The organism is Agrobacterium rosae (genome assembly GCF_002915175.1).
GTDB classification, from domain to species: domain Bacteria; phylum Pseudomonadota; class Alphaproteobacteria; order Rhizobiales; family Rhizobiaceae; genus Agrobacterium; species Agrobacterium rosae.
Genome location: NZ_NXEJ01000018.1, coordinates 12852 through 32183 on the forward strand (window position 1 = coordinate 12852; position 19332 = coordinate 32183).

14 protein-coding genes, 1 tRNA gene and 1 pseudogene are annotated in these 19332 nt (G+C 51.8%); 5 read left to right on the forward strand and 11 right to left on the reverse strand.

Annotation, left to right across the window (positions count from 1 at the left end):
• Window positions 1-10: 10 nt before the first annotated feature.
• The 5 genes from rfbC to CPJ18_RS26315 form a co-directional block, all read right to left on the reverse strand.
• Window positions 11-565, reverse strand: coding sequence for a dTDP-4-dehydrorhamnose 3,5-epimerase (rfbC, locus tag CPJ18_RS26290; protein WP_103660477.1), 555 nt, complete (start codon window positions 563-565; stop codon window positions 11-13).
• 894 nt (window positions 566-1459) lie between these two features.
• Window positions 1460-2146 carry a hypothetical protein gene (locus CPJ18_RS26300; protein ID WP_103660479.1) on the reverse strand — a complete coding sequence of 229 codons (687 nt, stop codon included), beginning with the start codon at window positions 2144-2146 and terminating at the stop codon, window positions 1460-1462.
• Window positions 2147-2669: 523 nt separating this feature from the next.
• Complete coding sequence (locus CPJ18_RS26305) at window positions 2670-3230, reverse strand: transposase (protein ID WP_167397986.1); 561 nt, start codon at window positions 3228-3230, stop codon at window positions 2670-2672.
• On the reverse strand, window positions 3205-3426 hold the full coding sequence (locus tag CPJ18_RS26965; RefSeq protein WP_167397987.1) for a hypothetical protein: 222 nt from the start codon (window positions 3424-3426) through the stop codon (window positions 3205-3207). Before CPJ18_RS26965 ends, CPJ18_RS26305 begins: the two co-directional genes overlap by 26 nt.
• Window positions 3427-4287: 861 nt before the next feature.
• Window positions 4288-5286 (reverse strand): class I SAM-dependent methyltransferase, encoded by a 999-nt coding sequence (locus CPJ18_RS26315; protein WP_167397988.1) that lies wholly within the window; start codon window positions 5284-5286, stop codon window positions 4288-4290.
• 385 nt (window positions 5287-5671) lie between these two features.
• Between CPJ18_RS26315 and CPJ18_RS26320 the strand changes: the two genes are divergently transcribed.
• Window positions 5672-7330, forward strand: coding sequence for a pectate lyase family protein (locus CPJ18_RS26320; protein WP_146258736.1), 1659 nt, complete (start codon window positions 5672-5674; stop codon window positions 7328-7330).
• 123 nt (window positions 7331-7453) lie between these two features.
• Here CPJ18_RS26320 and CPJ18_RS26325 read toward each other — a convergent pair.
• Window positions 7454-7740 (reverse strand): annotated as a pseudogene (locus tag CPJ18_RS26325) (transposase); the annotation flags it as partial.
• 593 nt (window positions 7741-8333) lie between these two features.
• Here CPJ18_RS26325 and cysD point away from each other — a divergent pair.
• The 4 genes from cysD to gvpU all read left to right on the forward strand — a co-directional run bounded on the left by cysD (window position 8334) and on the right by gvpU (window position 13694).
• Entirely contained in the window at window positions 8334-9248 is a 915-nt protein-coding gene (gene cysD, locus CPJ18_RS26330) for a sulfate adenylyltransferase subunit CysD (RefSeq protein ID WP_103660485.1), read from the forward strand.
• A complete protein-coding gene (gene cysN / locus CPJ18_RS26335) occupies window positions 9248-11143 on the forward strand; it encodes a sulfate adenylyltransferase subunit CysN (protein ID WP_103660486.1) in 1896 nt (631 codons plus the stop codon). The genes cysD and cysN overlap by 1 nt, the downstream gene beginning before the upstream one ends.
• A gap of 106 nt (window positions 11144-11249) precedes the next feature.
• Window positions 11250-12788 (forward strand): IS3 family transposase, encoded by a 1539-nt coding sequence (locus CPJ18_RS26340; RefSeq protein ID WP_103660487.1) that lies wholly within the window; start codon window positions 11250-11252, stop codon window positions 12786-12788.
• A gap of 474 nt (window positions 12789-13262) precedes the next feature.
• Entirely contained in the window at window positions 13263-13694 is a 432-nt protein-coding gene (gene gvpU / locus CPJ18_RS26350; protein WP_103660488.1) for a gas vesicle accessory protein GvpU, read from the forward strand.
• A 166-nt stretch (window positions 13695-13860) separates the two neighbouring features.
• Here the strand turns inward: gvpU and CPJ18_RS26355 are convergent, their stop codons facing one another.
• The 5 genes from CPJ18_RS26355 to traA form a co-directional block, all read right to left on the reverse strand.
• On the reverse strand, window positions 13861-14211 hold the full coding sequence (locus tag CPJ18_RS26355) for a hypothetical protein (protein WP_103660489.1): 351 nt from the start codon (window positions 14209-14211) through the stop codon (window positions 13861-13863).
• 109 nt (window positions 14212-14320) lie between these two features.
• Window positions 14321-14887, reverse strand: a complete 567-nt coding sequence (locus tag CPJ18_RS26360) for a hypothetical protein (RefSeq protein ID WP_146258737.1) — start codon at window positions 14885-14887, stop codon at window positions 14321-14323.
• A 173-nt stretch (window positions 14888-15060) separates the two neighbouring features.
• Window positions 15061-15150 (reverse strand) — tRNA-Ser (locus CPJ18_RS26365).
• 77 nt (window positions 15151-15227) lie between these two features.
• A complete protein-coding gene (locus CPJ18_RS26370; RefSeq protein ID WP_103660492.1) occupies window positions 15228-15749 on the reverse strand; it encodes a ClpX C4-type zinc finger protein in 522 nt (173 codons plus the stop codon).
• A 364-nt stretch (window positions 15750-16113) separates the two neighbouring features.
• Window positions 16114-19332 (reverse strand): Ti-type conjugative transfer relaxase TraA (gene traA / locus CPJ18_RS26375; protein WP_103660491.1); only part of this gene is annotated, 3219 nt, incomplete at its 5' end.

The window sequence follows — 19332 nt, forward strand, 5'->3', positions numbered from 1 at the left end:
TTCGATCGCCTTAGACGAAATTGGTATCTAACTCGGCGAGCAGTGGTTGCTTTTTATCCTTGTCAGACAGAACCGCGTCACTGACGGCGACCGGCCAATCGATGTTCAGTGCCGGATCGTTCCAAAGCAAACCTCGGTCACAATCGAACGCATAGTAGTCAGTCACTTTGTAGCTTATGACAGTATCTGGCTCTAACGTGCAAAATCCATGCGCGAATCCAGGCGGTACCCATAGTTGATGAGCATTTCCTGCCGTGAGTTCAACAGAAACGTGATGGCCATAGGTCAGGGAGCCCACTCTGATGTCAACTACGACGTCCTGTAATGCACCGGCTATGCATGTTACCAGCTTCCCTTGGGCATGAGGATTAAGCTGAAAATGGAGGCCTCGGACAGTGCCAACTTTTGCAGATAATGAGCGATTTTCTTGAACAAAAGTGAAATCGCCAACATTGCGCTGGAACCACTCCGCTCGAAAGGTCTCCATAAAATATCCGCGATCATCACCGAAACGGCTCGGCACCAAAAGCACGACGTCCTCGATATGTGTTGGTTCAAATTGCATTCATATTTTCTCTCGCCGCGGCTATCACCTTCAACCACAGGGAATATTGGAGTGCAATCCAAAAAAATCGACAGCGCTAGAATTACAGGACACTTATCTTGTGGCGGTACTTATTATTCCTGCTAAACAATTAGGGGCCGGCTCTTATAGGACACCAAGGAGAATAGATGGATTTCCGAACCAGCGGTGAGGTGTGCTGCAAGGCGGGCATTCGGATGCGACGTTCTACTGGCGCAAAAAGCACGTGGGCCTGACGGCCATCCGGGATGGAGCGCCTCCGCCAACTCGAAGAAGAAAATGCCAAGCTGAAGCATCGTCGCCGACTTGTCTCTGGATAAGGCCGTGCACCAGGATGTGCTTTTAAGATCTGAGGTCTATACGCGAGCGCAAGCCTGTCGACACGATATAGAAGGGCAGGAACGTTTCGACTAGGCGTGCATGCTCTGGGTTGAAAATCGACAGGTCGCTCCATGTGTACAAGTCCAGGTGCGGTGATCAGGCCGAACTGAAGTTCAAGATCAAGTATATCTGCCAAACGCGTGTGAGTTACGGTTATCGTCTCTTTCATGTTCTGCTCAGACGTGATGAATGAGCCTTGCCCCGTTAAACTGCTCCTTGACGCCGCCGTCCCGCTAAACGAGATCAACTTCCTCTATTGCAGTAACATCTTAGAGATTTTTATATCTCTGCCTCAGTTCATCGGCTGTTGCGTGATCGAAGATTATATTTTCAACGCCTTCTCGCTTCGGTAATATTGGCCGTTAAGTTTGGTCGATCTCAATCCCTCTCGTGGGTCGCGCAGATTGATTTGCTAATATGGTCGCAAAAGCTCATTTTTTTCCGACTTTCTATAGAGGCCAAAATTCACTTTTTAAGGTTCGTACTATTATTGAACTACTTGTCACCAATAATATTGAAAACGCCTCCGGTCACCACGTCCTTGTATCCACCCGATTTTACAATACGTTCCGCGGCGTCTAATTCGTGAGGGCTGACTTCCAGACTGCAAAGATCAACAAACTCTCTAACGAAGATGCCTGGGTACTGCATGAGCTTCTCATACTCGCATATAGCAAACGCACCTTTTATTGAGCCAATATTTTGAAAACATTCACCATACATAGAAATTGCGTGAGAATAGCCTCGGAAATAGTCAGACATATTATTTGCGTAGGTTTCATCTCGGTTCACCAAGCTACGGGCTACGGATATTGGATTCCGAACTACTACCAAATAGAGCGGATTTGGTAGGGTGTCTTCAAAGACGTGGAGCATGGTAAGAGCTGCCGGCAGCTTAAGACTCCAGCCAGAAAAATTATTGACTCGGTTTTCAATCAGTGAACTCCAGTCATTGTAGTTGAAATTACCATGATTTATTAGGTCCGCGAAGTCGACATCCTCATGCGTTAAGGGATGTAGCTTGTTTCCTAAGTTCACTCCCGTCAAACGCATGACCGAGCCGACAGCGGATGTGCCACCGCGGCTCGCCCCCGAAACGATGATATTGAGAGGCGATCCTGCGATCAATTTGCGTTTGTCGCTTCCAAATACAACAAGAGTCTCTTTCTGCTCAACCTGCATATTATTTCCTTCTAATCAGCGATGTGATTCCACCGAAAATAGTAATGAGATCAAGTTAAATATAAACGTACCCTCTATCAACTACCCCTAAAGAACAGCGTGACCTCTATCCAAAGTGACCATTTTCATTATCTGTTTGAAGACAATGTCAGGATTTAATCAGAGCAGGTTCCTATTTTGCAACCAATTCGACCACCCGAACCCGGGCCGAGCAGATTTATCTTATCCTCATTGGAGCGCCTCATCGCAGAGAAATATTGACGTACCAGATTATTGCGGCTCATATGGGCTACAAAGGATCAGGCGTTCTGGATAGGCAACTAGGGCACTTGATGCAATGGCGCGATGCAAACAGACAGCCACCCCTCACGGTACTTGTCGTGAACAAGAAAACCGGGTCGCCGGGCCCAGGATTGGTACTCGCCACCAAGTTCAACGCTGACAGAGAATCCGTTTCCAGTTCGATTGGTATTCCATAGTTCCGCTAACGGCTGCCGAACTCCCAGACTCCTAATACTATTTGCTAGAGCGCGTCCGTTTTATTCCGGGTCATAACCTGCAGTCGCGAAGTAGTTTGCACATTCCTGTGGTTTGATGAGCGGAACGATTTTACCGACGTATCCCACAACGCATCGACTGAGCGCTCGGCTTTAGCCCGCAGAAGCGCTTTCAGTTTGGAAAAGGCCATCTCGATTGGATTAAAATCAGGGCTGCAGGGCGGGAGATAAAGCAACCAGCAACTTCGATGGCTTGGTGAACATCTTCGGCTTTGTGAGCAGGCAAATTGTCCATAATAATGGCGTTGCCGGGGCCTGAGTAGTGGAACGAGAACCTGCTCGATATAGGCCAAGAATGCCACGCCGTACATCGGGCCATCGAGTACCATCGATGCGGTCATTCCGGAAAGCTTGAGCGCCCCTGTAAAGGTCGTGGTTTTCCAGTGACAATGGGGAACTGCCGACGGGCGGTATTCGCCGCATTGGGATCGACCGCGTAGTAGAGACATCTTCGTGGAGAGACCAGTCTCATCGATAAAAACAAGCTTGGCAGGATCGAGATCAAGCGGGCCATCGAACCATGCCAAGCGTGATGTCTTTCTCATCATCGATAAGGCCGACGATAAAGGCTTCATGCTCATCCAGTCTTGAGCCTGAGCGCCGGCTCTGTTTGCCTGCGGTCAGTTGACCCTGCCGCGCGTTGGCGATCCACGCAATGGCCGTCGAAATCCCTATGCTAAACCGCGCATCAGCCGGATGCGCAGACATCCCGTCTGAAGACACAGCCAGAACTCGAATGCGAAGATCATCGCTTAACGCTCATGACATTCATACCTCCTGATTCGAAAGTAGGCAATCACATCAAACAAACGTGTCACCTCAATTGCGGTTCCCCGTTCAATGGACGCGCTCTAGAGATATAGACCCTTCTCAATACTCGACACCTGCCTGCCGAAGTTCAAGCGCGATGGCCGCAAACATTGGTTTCTCTGGCCGAAGCGATAATTACCCGGCGACTGGTAACCTTCGGATGAAGCGGCGGGTGATTTCTTCTGTGGGGTGAGATCACCCGCCGCAACGTTAAAAGGACGAGTTATGAACTGCGATCACAAGAGTACACTTGGCCAACCCTGCAAGTGTGGCGCTGTCATTGATGCCATCGTGCGGGACGGGAGATGGATAAACATTCCCCTCATGCTCCGCGATGGTGCGCCAACTTCCCACGAAAGATAGCCACTTCAGATGATGACTGATTCCGAGTAGAAAACCATGCGCGACAGTGTGCGTGGAATGAGCCATATCGAAGCCGCGAGGCTGCCGATCTACGACGACTTCAGAGGCCTTCTCGAATGATCGGGCGCACCAATGCCTGAAATGATGGGACTACGCGATGGAGCCACATACCGAGCACCAAGCACCGGAAGCTCCGAAAGATCAATGCAGAGCCGAAGCCGCTCGTGACCACATGATACACAAGCAGGGCAACGAATGGCGCAGCGAAGCACATAACGACAACCGGAACCTGCCGACGGTTACTCGTGATGGCCGGCCCATGTCGTCTGTATCCGATAGTGAGCGAGATCGCGAGGGACTGGTTTACGAACTGAACAATCAGTGGCGCGCTGATCAGTAACGGGAACACGGTTATCGGGAGCTATCAATACGAGCAACGCCACTCTTGGGTCGACGAAGGAACCCCATGATGCTTTTTTTTGCGGAGGAGGAAGCTGGCTGGGAAGACACCGTTACCGATTCATCTTTGATACTCGCATAGTCCCGCCATTTATCCGATTCCTTCAAACGGCGTATCTGATCCTCTATTTCCTCAAACATAGCGATGCGGTATCGCGTCTTTTTCTGTTGATATTGCTCCAACGAGAGAGTGGATTGGGTTCCACTCTGCAACTCTGCGAAGAACTCGCATCCTTGGGTTGGTCTCACATCCCCATCAAAGCTGGTGAGGCCAAGAAATCTCATTTCCAAAAGTAAAAGACCGAAAGAAGCGGGTGTGAGGTAATTGGCATGGCAGTCAAAATACTCGGCAGCATCGTGGCTTTCATCAGCTATCTTCTTTGCTGAAATCGGGTTGGAGGCTAGCTGGATGGTGTCTATCGGGAGTACGCCCCAATCGCCACGACGGCCTTTACCTACGATGACGTGATCATTGTAAGCCGAAAACACCGTGGAATAGGCATGCCTCGTCCGCTTTTCCTGAAACCGTTCCATGGCTAGGGAGATATCAAGAGGAGATTTAACGAAGTCGAATGTACGTCGCTTGTCGGGAACCGCTAGGAAAAGCCGACCTGTCGGAGATAGCAGTGTTTCACACGACTGCAGGAAAGTGATGATGTCAGGAACATGCTCAATGACATGGCTTGCAATTATCCATTCGAAGGTGCCGTGCTCTGACGCATCGAAGCTTTTCTCTAATGTGCCTTCACGCCAGACGACATCGACATGTTCTGTCAGCTCAACGTTTTCGCTTCGGTCGCTGTATTTCGTTTTAAGATCTTCGGCGCTGGCATGGTCTATGATTACAGTTTTGAAACCATCTCTCTTGGCGGCTATTGGCCGATAGCTTGGCCCGATCTCGATGCCTCGGGTAGATCGAACTTCTTGTCTGACGTAATCACGAAATTCCATATTAATTCCCATCTAGACAGCTACCGAATATAAGTTTCTTGGTAATTCTCGGAGAATTTCGGCGTGTGCGCGGAAGCGTCAGTTTTTTCAAGGCTAGAGATGCTGGCAGCGCAGCCTGCGCGAGCAGGGTTGATCTTCTCATGAACGTTGCCCAAGAGCCAATTGAATAGAAGAGCAAGGGACGATTAGCAACTATTAAAGGGAAACTCCCCCATAACCGTCACACGTTTCCAGACACTTCCAATACTGATTTCTGGTCGGAAATGGTCATATGGGCTCAACAAGTTTGCGGCCCTGACCGCTGCCCTGTCCGCCCTTACGCAAGGCACCAGTGGGTTGAATAGCCGCGACCGTTGACACAAGACACAATCGTGAGGACGTAATTATGAAAAACTCTACAAGGGTACTGCTGGCAGCGCTTGTGTTGTCATATCCAGTTGTAGTTTCCGCGCAATCGCAAGGGCCAACATTCAATTCGCTCAAACTCGTCAGCCCGAGTAAGCCCGGTAACACGATCATAAAGCCTGATGGGCTTTTGACGACTTCGCCAGTCTTCGATGTCATGGCCTATGATTTTGTCAGTGACGGCGTTGCCGATAATTCAGCAAAGGCTAGCACCCTACTGTCTGCTGTCGGCAGCAACGGCGGCAAGATTAAATTCCCTTGTGGGACGTTCAAATTCTCCACCGCACTTGCTTACACAATCCCGTCTGGCAAGAACATCACGGTTGAAGGCGAAGGCTGCACCAAACTGCTGTTTGGAAACACTGATGGTCTCGTATTGACCTACACCAATAATTCCTCTTGGTCGGTCGTTCGCAATCTGGAAATTGCAACATCGGCTGCGACGGGAACCAATACCGCGCTGTGGCTGAAAAGCAACGTCGTCAACGTGCCGCAGAACGCCCGCTCTACCGTCATTGAGCATGTTCATGTCAACGGTTCAGACGGCTTGGGTGTCGCCAACTATTGGGGAAAGGGCATCTTTCAGGACAAGGTGTCGTTCGTCAATATTGATGATCTCACCTTCAATGGGCGGGCGACCCCGGCTTACGGTGGAGACGGGGTTGTGGCGCAGGGGCAGACCGATCCTGCCTTTAATGTTGTAACCAATATCGTCAACTCGAATTTCGCTTACTGCGAGACGGGGTTCAAGTATGGCACATATTACCAGGGACTAAGCTTCCTCGGCTCAAATATCACCGGATGCAGACGGGGTATTTACTCGCCCGTAGGCAACGTGTTCAACCTTCAGGCAACGATCGCAGACAGCCAGTTTGCAAATGGCGTCTCCAATATTGAATTTGCGTCCGAGATGAGCGGCGCGCATATCTCGAACAATATTTTCTTACTGCATCCTAATACTTTCGGGATCAAGACAGCCGGACTGATTAACTCTACAATCTCTGCCAACGGGTTCTCTGCGGCCTTAATCGCAGGCCAGGGAAGTGCAATTAGCATTGGGACTTCAGGAAATACCGCGGAGACGGTCACGGTCAACGGCAACACATGCCTGTCAATTGCGAGCTGCATCACTATCGCCAGCGGAGCGAAGGGGATTGCAAGCGGCAACGCATGGTGGAATGTTACTGCCCCCTTCACGAACCGATCCGTGAACTTTTTTCAAACAAACAACATTCAAGATGGTGCGCGGCAAGTCACTCAAGCAGGCCCACTTTCAGCGGTTTCTTTTAGCGACGTCGTGAGCGTCAATAGTCTTCTTGGGTCAAAAACCTCCCCGACTATCGCTTCCGGGTTCTGCACGTCTCCGAGCATCCTTGTCTCGAATGGAACGTTCTCGTTTCGAGTGGGCGTAGGGAGTTCCTGCGCCGCATCTTCGGGAACGGTGTCCATGCCAACCTCTGTGAATGGGTGGTCTTGCACAGCCACGAGCGTTGCAAACGTAGCAACAAGTGACCCGGTTATTGATCTTTCCGCTTCCAGCTTGTCATCGATTGTCATCAGAAATTATTCGAGAAGGACCGGAGCCCTTGCTAACTTCGCGTCTTCAGACTCTATCCTCGTTAACTGCCTGGCACAGTGAAGATGTTTCCCGCCACGTTCCAAGATTGAAGTAATCCCTGGCTTCGGATTTCATCGCAAGGGAACCTCATTGGTAATTGTCTAAGACAATATACGGGAGATATTTTTCTAGAGCAGATCCACTCTATTCGGGGTGATATCCACGGGAATTAAAATAGTTGGCGCGTTCGTTCGGCTCGGACAGTTTGACGGTCCGGCCTGACGTACTCCACAAGCAATCGACTGCTCGCTCAGTTTTGGCGTAAGATGGCATTTGAGCTTAGCAAATGCCATCTCGAAAGGATTGAGATCAGGGCTGTACTGCGGGAGACAAAGCAAGAGGAATCCTCCACCTTCGATTGCATGCCGTACGCCTTCCGCCTTATGTGCCGGAAGATTGTCCAAGATGACAATATCGCCCGATGCCAAGGTTTTAAACTATTTTCTACACTGCGGTGGCGCGAAGCCAGAGGACGCAGGATATTTCCCGCATACCGCGGTATTTTCAGGGTGTCGCAAAAATAAATGGACAAATATGTCCTATTTATGATTGTGCGTGACGATTGGGATTGGCATCTATCTTGATTCAATTAATACTGAGGCGAGAACGTCCTGAACGCCGCTGAACACCAACAGATGAAAGATATGTCGTTTTCCGAGTAACTGGTTTGGCTTGATGATCCTTAGTTCCCTCAATAAAAACGGTTACGCTCGAATGCTGGTCAGCGAGAGAATTATCGATGAAACAGGGAATGTTGGCGTTCATGAGGTTTTCCGATAAGAAAGACTCCAAGAAGAACTAGTCGCTCTGGGAGACAAACACTCTTCAACGATTGAAATCGCTTGGGATGAGATGATTATTACTTCAAGGCCTTCAGGCGAACACAGGCCATTCTGCAACGATGAACAAGCAGATTTATAGCTCGTGACAGGCAGGAGTTCGTTATAAAGCGCTAGAGAATTGTCACGTATGCACCCTCAATAACCGCTTGTAAATTATATTTACGCGCCGTGAAGGATTACCAATGGGCAAGCAAACCGGTGAATTCGAACACCTCAGAAAGCTCGAATCCGAAGCAATTTTCATAATGAGAGAAGTTGCTGCGGAATTCCAAAAGCCGGTGATGCTCTATTCAATTGGTAAAGATTCTTCCGTCATGCTGCATCTAGCCATGAAGGCGTTCTTCCCGTCAATGCCGCCGTTTCCTCTTTTGCACATCGACACTACTTGGAAATTCCGTGAAATGATCGAATTTCGCGATCGAATTGTTGCAGATCACGGCATGAAGCTAATCAAACATACTAACCCGGAGGGATTGAGCGAAAATATAACTCCATTCGTTCACGGTTCCGATACCTATACCAGCGTGATGAAAACTGATGCTCTTCGACAGGCGCTCGACAGAGAGGGTTTTGATGCCGCATTTGGAGGTGCCCGCCGCGATGAAGAAAAGAGTCGCGCAAAAGAGCGCATTTTTTCATTTCGAACGTCTGATCACAACTGGGATCCCAAAAACCAACGACCAGAGCTTTGGAACATTTATAACACCCGAGTACGGCCTGGCGAGTCCATTAGAGTGTTTCCACTCTCAAATTGGACTGAGCTAGACATCTGGCAATATATCTTACTGGAGAAAATCCAAATCGTGCCGCTTTATTTTGCAGCGAGGCGTCCGGTTGTGGAAAGAAATAATCAATGGATTATGGTCGATGATGATCGTTTTCCCCTTCTGCCCGGGGAAAAGCCAGTTACAAAGTCCGTACGATTCCGCACCCTAGGCTGCTACCCTCTGACAGCAGCTATAGAATCGCAAGCCAGCACAGTGGATCAGATTATTTTTGAGATGCTAGGGACCCGGTCTTCTGAACGTTCAGGTAGGCTTATCGATCATGACGATCATAGCTCGATGGAAAAGAAGAAAAGGCAGGGATATTTCTGATGCATGATAGTCTGGACAAATTGCTTGACCCTCAGTCGTTGGATACACCATCTTCGGATGGGAAGGATCTACTTCGGTTCCTAACGTGCGGTTCAGTTGATGACGGTAAATCAACGCTGATTGGCAGGCTTTTGTACGATATGAAGCTCGTGTTCGACGACCAACTTGCGAGCGTTGAGAAAGATTCGGAGCGGTTTGGTACAACTGGTGACGACATTGATCTAGCGCTTTTGGTTGATGGCTTACAGGCAGAACGTGAGCAAGGAATTACGATTGATGTCGCGTATCGCTTCATAACTACGAAAAAACGCAAGTTTATCATCGCAGACACACCGGGCCACGAGCAGTATACGCGAAATATGGCGACCGGCGCTTCAAACTCGGATTTGGCTGTAATTTTGGTAGACGCGCGGAAAGGTGTTTTGACGCAAACCCGCAGGCACTCTTTCATAGTGTCTCTACTGGGTGTTAAGAACGTGGTCCTGGCTGTCAATAAAATAGATTTGGCAGACTTTAGTGAAGATTTATTCAAGACAATTGTCAGCGAATATAAAGAATTTGCTTCTAATCTTAAGTTTGAGACACTAACGGCGATACCCATTTCGGCGCGATTTGGCGATAACGTTCTTTCGCGCAGCGAGAACATGCCTTGGTATAAAGGTCCAACATTAGTCGAGCATTTGGAAGCTATAAAAATTCATTCCGACGCCGTCAGTCAACCTTTCCGATTTACTGTTCAATGGGTTAACCGACCAAATCTCGACTTTCGTGGATTTTCAGGCACAATAGCTTCTGGCGAGGTTAAGGTCGGGGATCAGCTTCTCGTTGTGACATCGGGCCAAAAAGCAAAAGTGCAGTCTATTGTAACCTACGACGGAGAACTTGCTTCTGCTGAAGCAGGACAAGCGGTTACCTTGACGTTGGATGAGGAAATCGACATTTCCCGAGGGGATGTACTCTGTCAACCATCGAAACAGCCGGAGATCACTGATCAGTTCCAAGCGAGGCTTATATGGATGAGTGACATTCCGATGATTCCTGGGCGCCCAATTTTGATCAAGCTTGGTGCGCGCACCATCTTGGGCTCGGTTACGGAAATCCGTTACAAGACAGATGTTAATACCTTTGCAGAGCTTGCTACGAAAACCCTCCAGCTAAATGAGGTCGCCTTGGTAAACTTCGCCACCAGCGAACCATTAGTTTATGATGCTTATCAAAAGAATCCTTCGATGGGAGCCTTCATCGTCATCGATCGGGTGACTAACCTCACGATCGGAGCTGGGATGATAGAGCACGGCTTGAGGCGTGCCACTAATCTGCATTGGCAGCCTACAGTTGTCACAAAGGCAACCCGCGCTCAGATAAAGGCACAACAGCCTGTGATACTCTGGTTCACAGGCCTTTCAGGGGCTGGTAAATCAACCGTTGCAAACTTAGTCGAACGAAAGCTACTCGCGCTTGGCCACCACACCTATCTGCTTGATGGAGATAATGTTCGTCACGGTTTAAACAAAGACCTTGGGTTTACCGACGCTGACCGGGTTGAGAACATTCGCCGTATCGCAGAGGTTGCTAGGCTTATGACCGATGCTGGTCTTATAACGCTCGTATCCTTCATTTCGCCCTTTCGCGCCGAACGGCGGTTGGCGCGCGAATTGGTCGGAGAGAGCGAGTTCGTTGAAATTTTTATTGCCGCCCCGCTCTCGGTCGTTGAGCAAAGAGATGCAAAAGGCCTGTACGCGAAGGCGAGGCGAGGCGAAATCAAAAACTTTACCGGCATTGACAGCCCATATGAAGAACCAGAGCACCCTGAGCTAATATTGGATAGTGCCACATTTACCGCTGAACAGTTGGCCGAAAAGGTGCTTGAGTACATGGCTGTGCGAAGATATTGAGTGCACATTGGACGATTGGTCATCGCTGTCAATCGGCGTGGAATATTGACCCCTCTGGCGGGGTGAGGGGATGCGGACGAAAACTTGGACCACCAGGAGGTAGTTCATGTATTCCTACGCAGACAGACTTCGAGCCGTTGAGCTTTACATCAGGCTTGGCAAGCGGGTCAAGGCGACCATTCGCCAGTTAGGTTATCCTACCAAGAATGCTCTAAAAAGCTGGCACCGCGAGTACGAGCAGCGTCGTGATCTGTGTGTTCGCTATCCGGCTCGAACGCGGAAATATTCCGATGAGCAGAAGCAGGCGGCGCTTGAGCACTACCGCACTCACGATCGCTGTATCTCTGCGACGATGCGAGCGGTGGGTTATCCCGGTCGTGGAACCTTGACAGCTTGGGTTCGAGAAGCGTTTCCGGAATCGAAGACATCCATAGTCGGCCGATCGTGGCGTCCGGCCTATCCTGAGAGTTTGAAACAGGTCGGTGTCTTCGAGCTTTGCAGTGGAGAGGAAAGTGCCCAACGAGTAGCGGACCGACTGGGCGTGTGCAGGCCGACGTTGTGCAACTGGAAAGACCAGCTACTCGGTCATGAGGCTTCTACATCCATGAAACGCCGCAAAGCCAACTCCAAAGCGCCAGAACGTGAGGAACTCGAGCGACAGCTTGAAGCTCTACAGCGTGATGTCCGCCAGTTGCAACTCGAACATGATCTCCTGAAGAAGGCCAATGAACTTTTAAAAAAAGGTCTGGGCGTCGATCTGCTGATCCTGAGTAATCGGGAGAAGACACAGCTAAATGACGCCCTAAAGGAAGTTTACCGCTTGCCAGAACTGCTCGCCCAGCTACGAATTGCCCGAAGCTCCTACTTTTACCATCGCACGCGCATGTGTCTGGCAGACAAGTATGCCGCCGTCCGCCACAGCCTTGCGGAAATCTTTGAAGCGAACCGTCGTTGCTACGGCTATCGGAGACTACAGGCGTCCCTGGCCAGACAGAGCATGATAATCTCGGAAGAGGTTGTTCAGCGCTTGATGAAGCAGGAGCAACTGGTCGTTGCCCGACCGCGTCGCCGGCGTTTCGGATCGTACCTGGGAGAAATCAGTCCGGCCCCTGACAACCTGATCAATCGCGACTTCCATGCAAAAGCGCCGAATGTGAAGTGGCTGACAGACATCACCGAGTTCCAGATCCCAGCCGGGAAGGTCTACCTTTCGCCTATCATCGATTGCTTCGACGGCATGGTCATCAGTTGGTCGATCGGAACGCAAGCAGATGCGGGCCTGGTCAATACAATGCGGGATGCCGCCATAAAAACGGTGAGCGAAGGCAAGGAACGGCTAATTGTCCATTCCGATCGCGGAGCTCATTATCGCTGGCCCGGCTGGCTAACACGGATCAGCGAAGCAAACCTGGTTCGTTCAATGTCCCGAAAGGGTTGCTCGCAAGACAACGCTGCTTGTGAAGGCTTCTTCGGTCGATTGAAAACAGAACTCTTTTATCCACGAGATTGGAAGGCCATCACAATCGCACAGTTCGTCAGAGAAGTGGATGCCTACATCACATGGTACAATGAGAGGCGTATCAAGATATCACTGGGATCACTCAGCCCGGTAGAATATCGTAAGAGCCTCGGCCTTAAAATTTGAAGCAGTCCAACTTTTTATCCGCATCCCCCTCATTTAGGCGTAAGGGTCTTTAGCCTCGCGCAATAGTTTACTGTAACCCAAAACAGCCAGGCAGCTGTTGCTCGGCAGAAAGCAACACTGTTGGCTCCTCTGACCAGATGCCATCGTCAAAATCTGACCGGGCGCGAGATGCTACCTCAGCTCGATCTTCCGGGGATACGAGGTTGATTGCTGCATCAAGGCTCAAATGGCGTTTCGCGTAGAACCTCGCAGACTCGAACGAGTGCTGAGGCTTCCGTTCTGAATACAGAGCTTCTCGATTCAGGGATGACGAGTTCAAGATCCTCCAGTTCCCCGACGTTGGGCGAGGCGGTAAGTTTGATCGGAGAGCCTTGGAGCCAAGAGCGGGCAACGTCCTCTGCTCGCCCGGTAATGTCTACATTGACCTGTAAAAGATCGTTTACTCGCGATGCATTGACTTTAGTGGTGAGATCTTTGAACGAGCCTGTCTGGGATTTCAGAACCGCGCTCGCTCTGACATCATGGCCGTCCGTAACAGACGGCCATGCTGAAGCTTACGGTTTGGAGATCAACGTGACAATAACTGTCGGCGGAACGATGATTTCTGGCACCGTAGTTAGCGGGCACAAGTACATGCAAGAAATTTCGAAGGCGTTTCGCAATGCGAATACTGATTCACCGGAAATCATCGAGACGCTAGCCGAGAGTTTCGAAGCTTGGGCTCCGGTTTACCATGAGCCTTTGAAAGGACCGAGCATCTTCGCCCTCAAGCCGAATTACATTCACCTTCGCAGAGCCCGTGCCTTTGATGGAAGCGGCAATCCAGTTCCACAGAACGGAATGTTGTGGAGGGGCAAAATCGCAGCGGTCGATGGATTTTCAATGGGCGAGTTTAAGTGCAACTAAGCTGTCGTATGCGGCCAGTATTTCTATTTCGTGCGGTAAGGATTCAACGATGTCTACAGACGGATACTTTAGAGAGAAACTTGGCAATGGCGTTGGGTGCCTCGTTGGACTTGGCGACATCAAATCCCGCGTGAGAAACGCGTTCTTTGCGATGCCTACGGTCAGTTCAGGGGGCTTGATACCGCTGACGATCTCGATCCATGTCGTAGTCGACCTGATCCATGTCGATGAGATGTTTGACGATGTAATTCTCGATCCGCGCCTCTTTCGGCGCGCTGACGGACCGGGCCAACTCTCGTTGGGATTGGTCTCGCAAATTGCGGATACGGATACGATCCGAAATTGGCTGATGCCGCACGCTCGACAAGTTGCTGAGGTCGAAATCCTCAAACCAGAAGTTCACTTCGCGGCTCGGGATTACCACAATTTCCGGAATTTCGATCGTGTTCTCGGCGATGCTGGCGGTGACAATTCCAACGATCTTTTGGAAGTCTGGTTCGACGAGCACACCCTCCAATTGACCCTGCACCTGCTCGCGGTGCGCTCGGCGGATGTGACCTCCAACTGGTGTTTAAGATCACTCGCAGGATGCCCACCCAGGGGTGCCACCTTTTTTCGGCCCCCTCCTAAATTCTGTCTGCGACGACAAACTGACCGGGTCCGCAGTAACCATTGGGTATCAAAACAGAGCCGTCCCAAATTCTCCAGTATACTCTGTCTGGAAGGTCCTCTCCACGAACTAAAACCCGGGCCGACTGAGCCATGGAACCTGTTCCACAGCGATTAACAAAATTTTGAAAAGGCGTCGGCTCCTTACTGAAGAAAAACGCACACTCTCCAGCGGCAAACCTATTGAATGTATTCTGATACCCTCGACTCGGAAGAATGCAGATCTCCGTAACCCCATTTACATTGCGTTCAATTCCAGATTGATTTTCTACCGAAGTGTAGTGAAAAACAAATTTCCCGCGCATTTTTGATCGCGCTACATCAGACATTCTCAAAGGAAAATTGACGACAATAAAAACTAAAAACATCAGAGAAAGTGAAGCTATCGTGCCAATAGCGGGGTCTTCACCTAAGACGAGGGCTGTCGCAGCCCCCATGCCTACGATTAATCCAACGAAGGCGGCCGCTATGCCTATGCACAAAACATTCCGGCAAAGCATGCAAAGTCGATTTGGTTTCTGCATATAAATCCCCACAAATAATAAATTGAAGTGGAGGTGCTACTAACGGGAAAATCTTAACGACTGGTTGTGCCTCAGTTGCGGCTTTTAACCCAAGATAGGCATATCTGCGTAGACCGTAGCTCTCGCAAGTTGCCCACCTTCTCGACCGAAACCTTACTACCCAAGGTCCAATCTGGCGGAGAGGTTGGGATTTGAACCCACGATACCCTTGCAGGTATGCCGCATTTCGAGTGCGGTGCATTCGACCACTCTGCCACCTCGCCGCGGGCACGACGTTTGACGGTCGTGCTGGCGTTCTCATAACCAGCAATCTGGATGTGTGCATTGATACGTGCGCCGGTTAGAGTATTTCACTGGGCCAAGGTGCCGCAAGTGTGGCGGAGCGTGGTGAAGGCACATCTGTTGACGCCAGACGGAGGTAGGTTTGGGTAAATGTCTCTCTGAAAACAGCGATATTCACATTATCTCTGGTTCGCACGTAGACGGTCAACCCGTCAACGAAATCACCTTTTGCCCAGCCATAATTCCAGCCTATGAGCTCCGCGTTTAACTCCCCAGCGCACCACTGGAGTTCATCATCAATAAGCCGCCGGTGGTGTGGGAGCAGGCATGCCTGATGTTGGTAAAAGATCGAGAATGTGTCGATCGTGGTGCCGGTTATCTTTGGAAAATTGTCGGTGAGGTCCCAGTCCATGCCGATGCGCGCGCATGAGGCACAGATTGCCACTCCTGGTCCGGCGACGATATTGCCAACGCCGTCCTGTCGGGATTTTCCGCAGAAACTACATATTACAGCGTTGTCGCCTTTGCCGAAGAGCACGCGGCGGGCTGCCTGAATCCTTGCTTTGAACGAAACTTCCATTCGATTTTCCATGATTTGTGGATCCTCCAAACGCCTCAGTATCAACTAGAGGGCATCTATCGATGGCAGAGAGCCGTGCTTACTCACCCACCCGGACCTTCAGCTTTCATAGTATGTTATCCAACTAATTCAACCCAATGATGTGTCTTCAGTAAGATGGTGTAATGCCTTAGTGTCAAATCGAATCGTCGAAAACATGCAGAAGAGAATACATGCTCACAGGTGAAATTCGCTCGAAGGTCTATCAGGTCTGGAATGCTTTCTGAGCAGGTGGGATCGCAAATTCACTAGAGGTATAGGACGGTAAGCAGCAGCTGTGGGCTGCGACCATCATCGATGATTGACTGCGTTCCGCGTGTTGACTTCACATCCTCAAACCCAGGCTTTTCGTCAGCGACCGCTTGAGCTCGTATTGATGGGTGAGGTCTGCATTATAGGCGCGCTCAACGATGCGAGCGACGTGTTTGATCTGGTCGAGTTGTTTGGCAAGGTCCGGCCCCAGCCTAAGCGCCTCTGGTTTCAGGTTGCGAGGATCGGCGCTGCCGAGGCGCTGCTCGAGGGCGGTTGTGATTGTGCGGGCCTCGGTGATAGCCACCCGACCCTCTGGCGTTGTCAGCAATTGCTTGAGGAACACAGGTCGGTCGGCCTTGGACAGGCTGTCGAACCGTTCCAGAAGGGCTTGGCTGGCGGGTGTGAGACCTGGCACGACAACGACGTCCTGACGCTCACGTTTCCAGGTTTCGGACTGCCGCTCGGCCTTCAGCCGCTGGGTCCATGTTTCTGCTGCATAACCGACATGGTTGGACATGCCATGTGCAAAACTGCGTGCCAGTTTGCGCTCCTTGTTGTCGCCGAACATTCCAGACGTGCCGCGCAGTTCACCGAGCTGTTCGGGCCGCTCTTTTACCGCTTTGACCAGTGCTTGGACATCGGTCTTGTCGCTTGTGATAAAAGCCTTCAGCGTTGCCGTGACGGAGAAAGGATCGCGATAGACGTGTTGGGCAACCGAGCGCAAGGTTTCGAGGTCGCGCTCCAGATGCGGCCCTGCCTTTTCCCGTGCGATGTCTTCGACGGTGCGATCGTAATGGGTGATGGCGGGGATGAGCGGGGCGGGGGTGGCGTATTCCCGTGGCTGATTAGGGGCGACTTCGGAAGCCTGCGTGAAGGCCTTTGCAGGCTCGATGAGAACCGCAGGATCGACCGGATCGCTGGCACGCATCACGCCAGATGGCGCTTCGACAGCGTGCTGTCTTTGCAATGATCGATCCTGCTCTTCTCGTGCGATTGGGATAGCACGGGAGGTGGAAGTTTGCGCCGGGACACGCGTGTTGGCAAGATCGATCCGTGCAGATGTTTGCGGTGCCAGCCCGCGCCGCTCGGCAAAGAGCTTGATGTAATCGAGCGTCGTCTCCTTGGCACCGGACCGGCTCATGCTGTCGCTGAGCACGGTGATGTTTTTGAGCTCATCACGTCCGGCGTAGAGCGTTGCCGTATCACGGTGGCGGGTCATGGCAACATAGGACAGATGCCGGTCCATGGTCGAGGATGCCATGACGAAGGCGCGGTCGACGGTTGCCCCTTGCGCCTTGTGAATGGTGGTGGCGTAACCATGGTCAAAGCTTTGGTAATCTTTGATGGGTAGAGACAGAAGGCGGGCATCGTTTTGTCCAGCGGAAGATCCGTCGAGGCGTATTTGTATTGCGTTCGGCTCGACGGCCTCCACCCTTCCCAACATGCCGTTCTTGACGCCGAGATCGCGATTGTTTTCCAGAAGAAGGATACGGTCACCGGGTGTAAAGCCCCGCTTGCCGTTGACGGTCTGATAGACGATCTCGCGGGCGGCTTTTTGAGCAGCTCGCACCTCGACTTTGGCAGTTGATGCTTCACCGTTTCCGATGCCTGAACCGGTGCCTTTTGCCAGCAGCCCCTGCGCCTGAAGCGCCTCTCTGATCCCGTCATTGATGGCGCGAACATCCACCCTGCGGTGGGCGAGTGCAATGCGCGAGGCATCGGGATTGTTGAGGCGATCGGCAAGATAGTCGGCCACGAGGTGTTCGCGCGCCTGATCGCGGTCATCGGCAAACTGGACGCTGCCCTGTTCAGCGTAAGCCGCCAGTCCAGCACCGGTGCGATGGGTGGCAAAGGCAATTGACGCCTGCCGCTGCCAATCCTGTTTCTGCCGTCGGATCTCTGTCAATTCCACTGAACCGATGCGCTCTGCAATGGCGCGGAAGGGCGAGCCTGCACCGATCGCCTGAAGTTGCTCGTGATCGCCGACAAGGACGAGCTTGGCACCCCGCACTTCGACCTCCTTCACGAACCGCGCAAGCTGTCGGCTTCCCACCATGCCGGCCTCGTCGATGACAAGGATGTCGCCGCGCTGAAGTTCGCCTTTGCCGTTTTGCCAGCCATACTCCCATGATGCCAAAGTGCGGGCAGCAATGCCGGATGATTGCGTCAAACCTTCCGCCGCCTTGCCGGCAAGGGCTGCCCCATGAACCGTAAAACCCTGGCGCTCCCAGGCGTCGCGTGCCGCCGCCAGCATGGTGGATTTGCCAGCCCCGGCAAAACCGATCACGGCGGCAATCTGTTGCGGTGCGGTGATGTGACGAACAGCAGTCCGCTGCTCGTCACTGAGGCCCGAACCCGGCAACATCGCATCCTGGCGATCAAGCGCGCGATCGACATGGTCTGCTCTCACACCATGGCTGTCTCTGTCTGCCATCCGCAGGGCACTGGCTGCCATGGCATGTTCGATGCCGATCATCTCGCGGGTGGAATAGCGCGCCAGTTCATCGTGTTGCTCGGCTTGTAGTTCGACCAGCTGTGATGATGCCATGACGGTGGCAAGTGCCCGCTGGAATGCGTCGGTGTCGTTGATGTAGCGATGCAGCGTACGGGCGACATCATGACGGGTAAACACGCTTTTCTCGTCGGTCAGAAGGCGCAGCACCTCGTCCGGTTTGCGTCTGATGATGACAGCGTTTCGTTTCGCAGCTTGTTCCTCGATGCGGCTTCGCTCAACATCCAGTCCGCGTCGCTGCATCTGGCTGGCATGCACGCCCATATGTTCGGTTGGCTCAATCGACAGGCCACGCTCCAGATGCGAGCGATGATCGATGCGGATATCGAAACCGGCCCGCATCAGATGGCAATTGGCGTGCTCTGCAAACGCCTGTCTGATATCGCGCATCTGCATATGCGAAGTGGGCAGATTGTTTTCGAGCAACCATCTGTTCTCGCGCTCGATCAGCGATTTGTCGCCGAGGCCTGTTGGTGTCACCACCCGCGTGGTCATCACCACATGGGCATGGATATTGCGAATGTCGCTTTTACCCTGGGGCACGTGGATGGCGAAGTCGACGGCTGTGCCATAGCGGTTGGCGAGATCGCGCGCAAAGGCACGCGTCAGCGACAAACGATCGTTGTTGTTCAGCTCATGCGGAAGGGCGATTTCGAACTCGCGGGCAACACGGGCATCGCAGCGTTTCTCGGCAGCTTCTGCGCCATTCCACAACGCCGATCGATCCAGCGCCCAGTCGGCATCGACACCGTCGGGAAGAACAATCTCGCAATAATCGAC

Excerpts from the sequence above, each read along its gene's own strand:
- CPJ18_RS26320 (WP_146258736.1), top strand. The coding sequence starts at position 5,672 with ATGAAAAACTCTACAAGGGTACTGCTGGCAGCGCTTGTGTTGTCATAT.
- CPJ18_RS26340 (WP_103660487.1), top strand. The coding sequence starts at position 11,250 with ATGTATTCCTACGCAGACAGACTTCGAGCCGTTGAGCTTTACATCAGG.
- CPJ18_RS26370 (WP_103660492.1), bottom strand. The coding sequence starts at position 15,749 with ATGGAAGTTTCGTTCAAAGCAAGGATTCAGGCAGCCCGCCGCGTGCTC.
- rfbC (WP_103660477.1), bottom strand. The coding sequence starts at position 565 with ATGCAATTTGAACCAACACATATCGAGGACGTCGTGCTTTTGGTGCCG.
- CPJ18_RS26300 (WP_103660479.1), bottom strand. The coding sequence starts at position 2,146 with ATGCAGGTTGAGCAGAAAGAGACTCTTGTTGTATTTGGAAGCGACAAA.
- cysD (WP_103660485.1), top strand. The coding sequence starts at position 8,334 with ATGGGCAAGCAAACCGGTGAATTCGAACACCTCAGAAAGCTCGAATCC.
- cysN (WP_103660486.1), top strand. The coding sequence starts at position 9,248 with ATGCATGATAGTCTGGACAAATTGCTTGACCCTCAGTCGTTGGATACA.
- CPJ18_RS26360 (WP_146258737.1), bottom strand. The coding sequence starts at position 14,887 with ATGCAGAAACCAAATCGACTTTGCATGCTTTGCCGGAATGTTTTGTGC.
- CPJ18_RS26315 (WP_167397988.1), bottom strand. The coding sequence starts at position 5,286 with ATGGAATTTCGTGATTACGTCAGACAAGAAGTTCGATCTACCCGAGGC.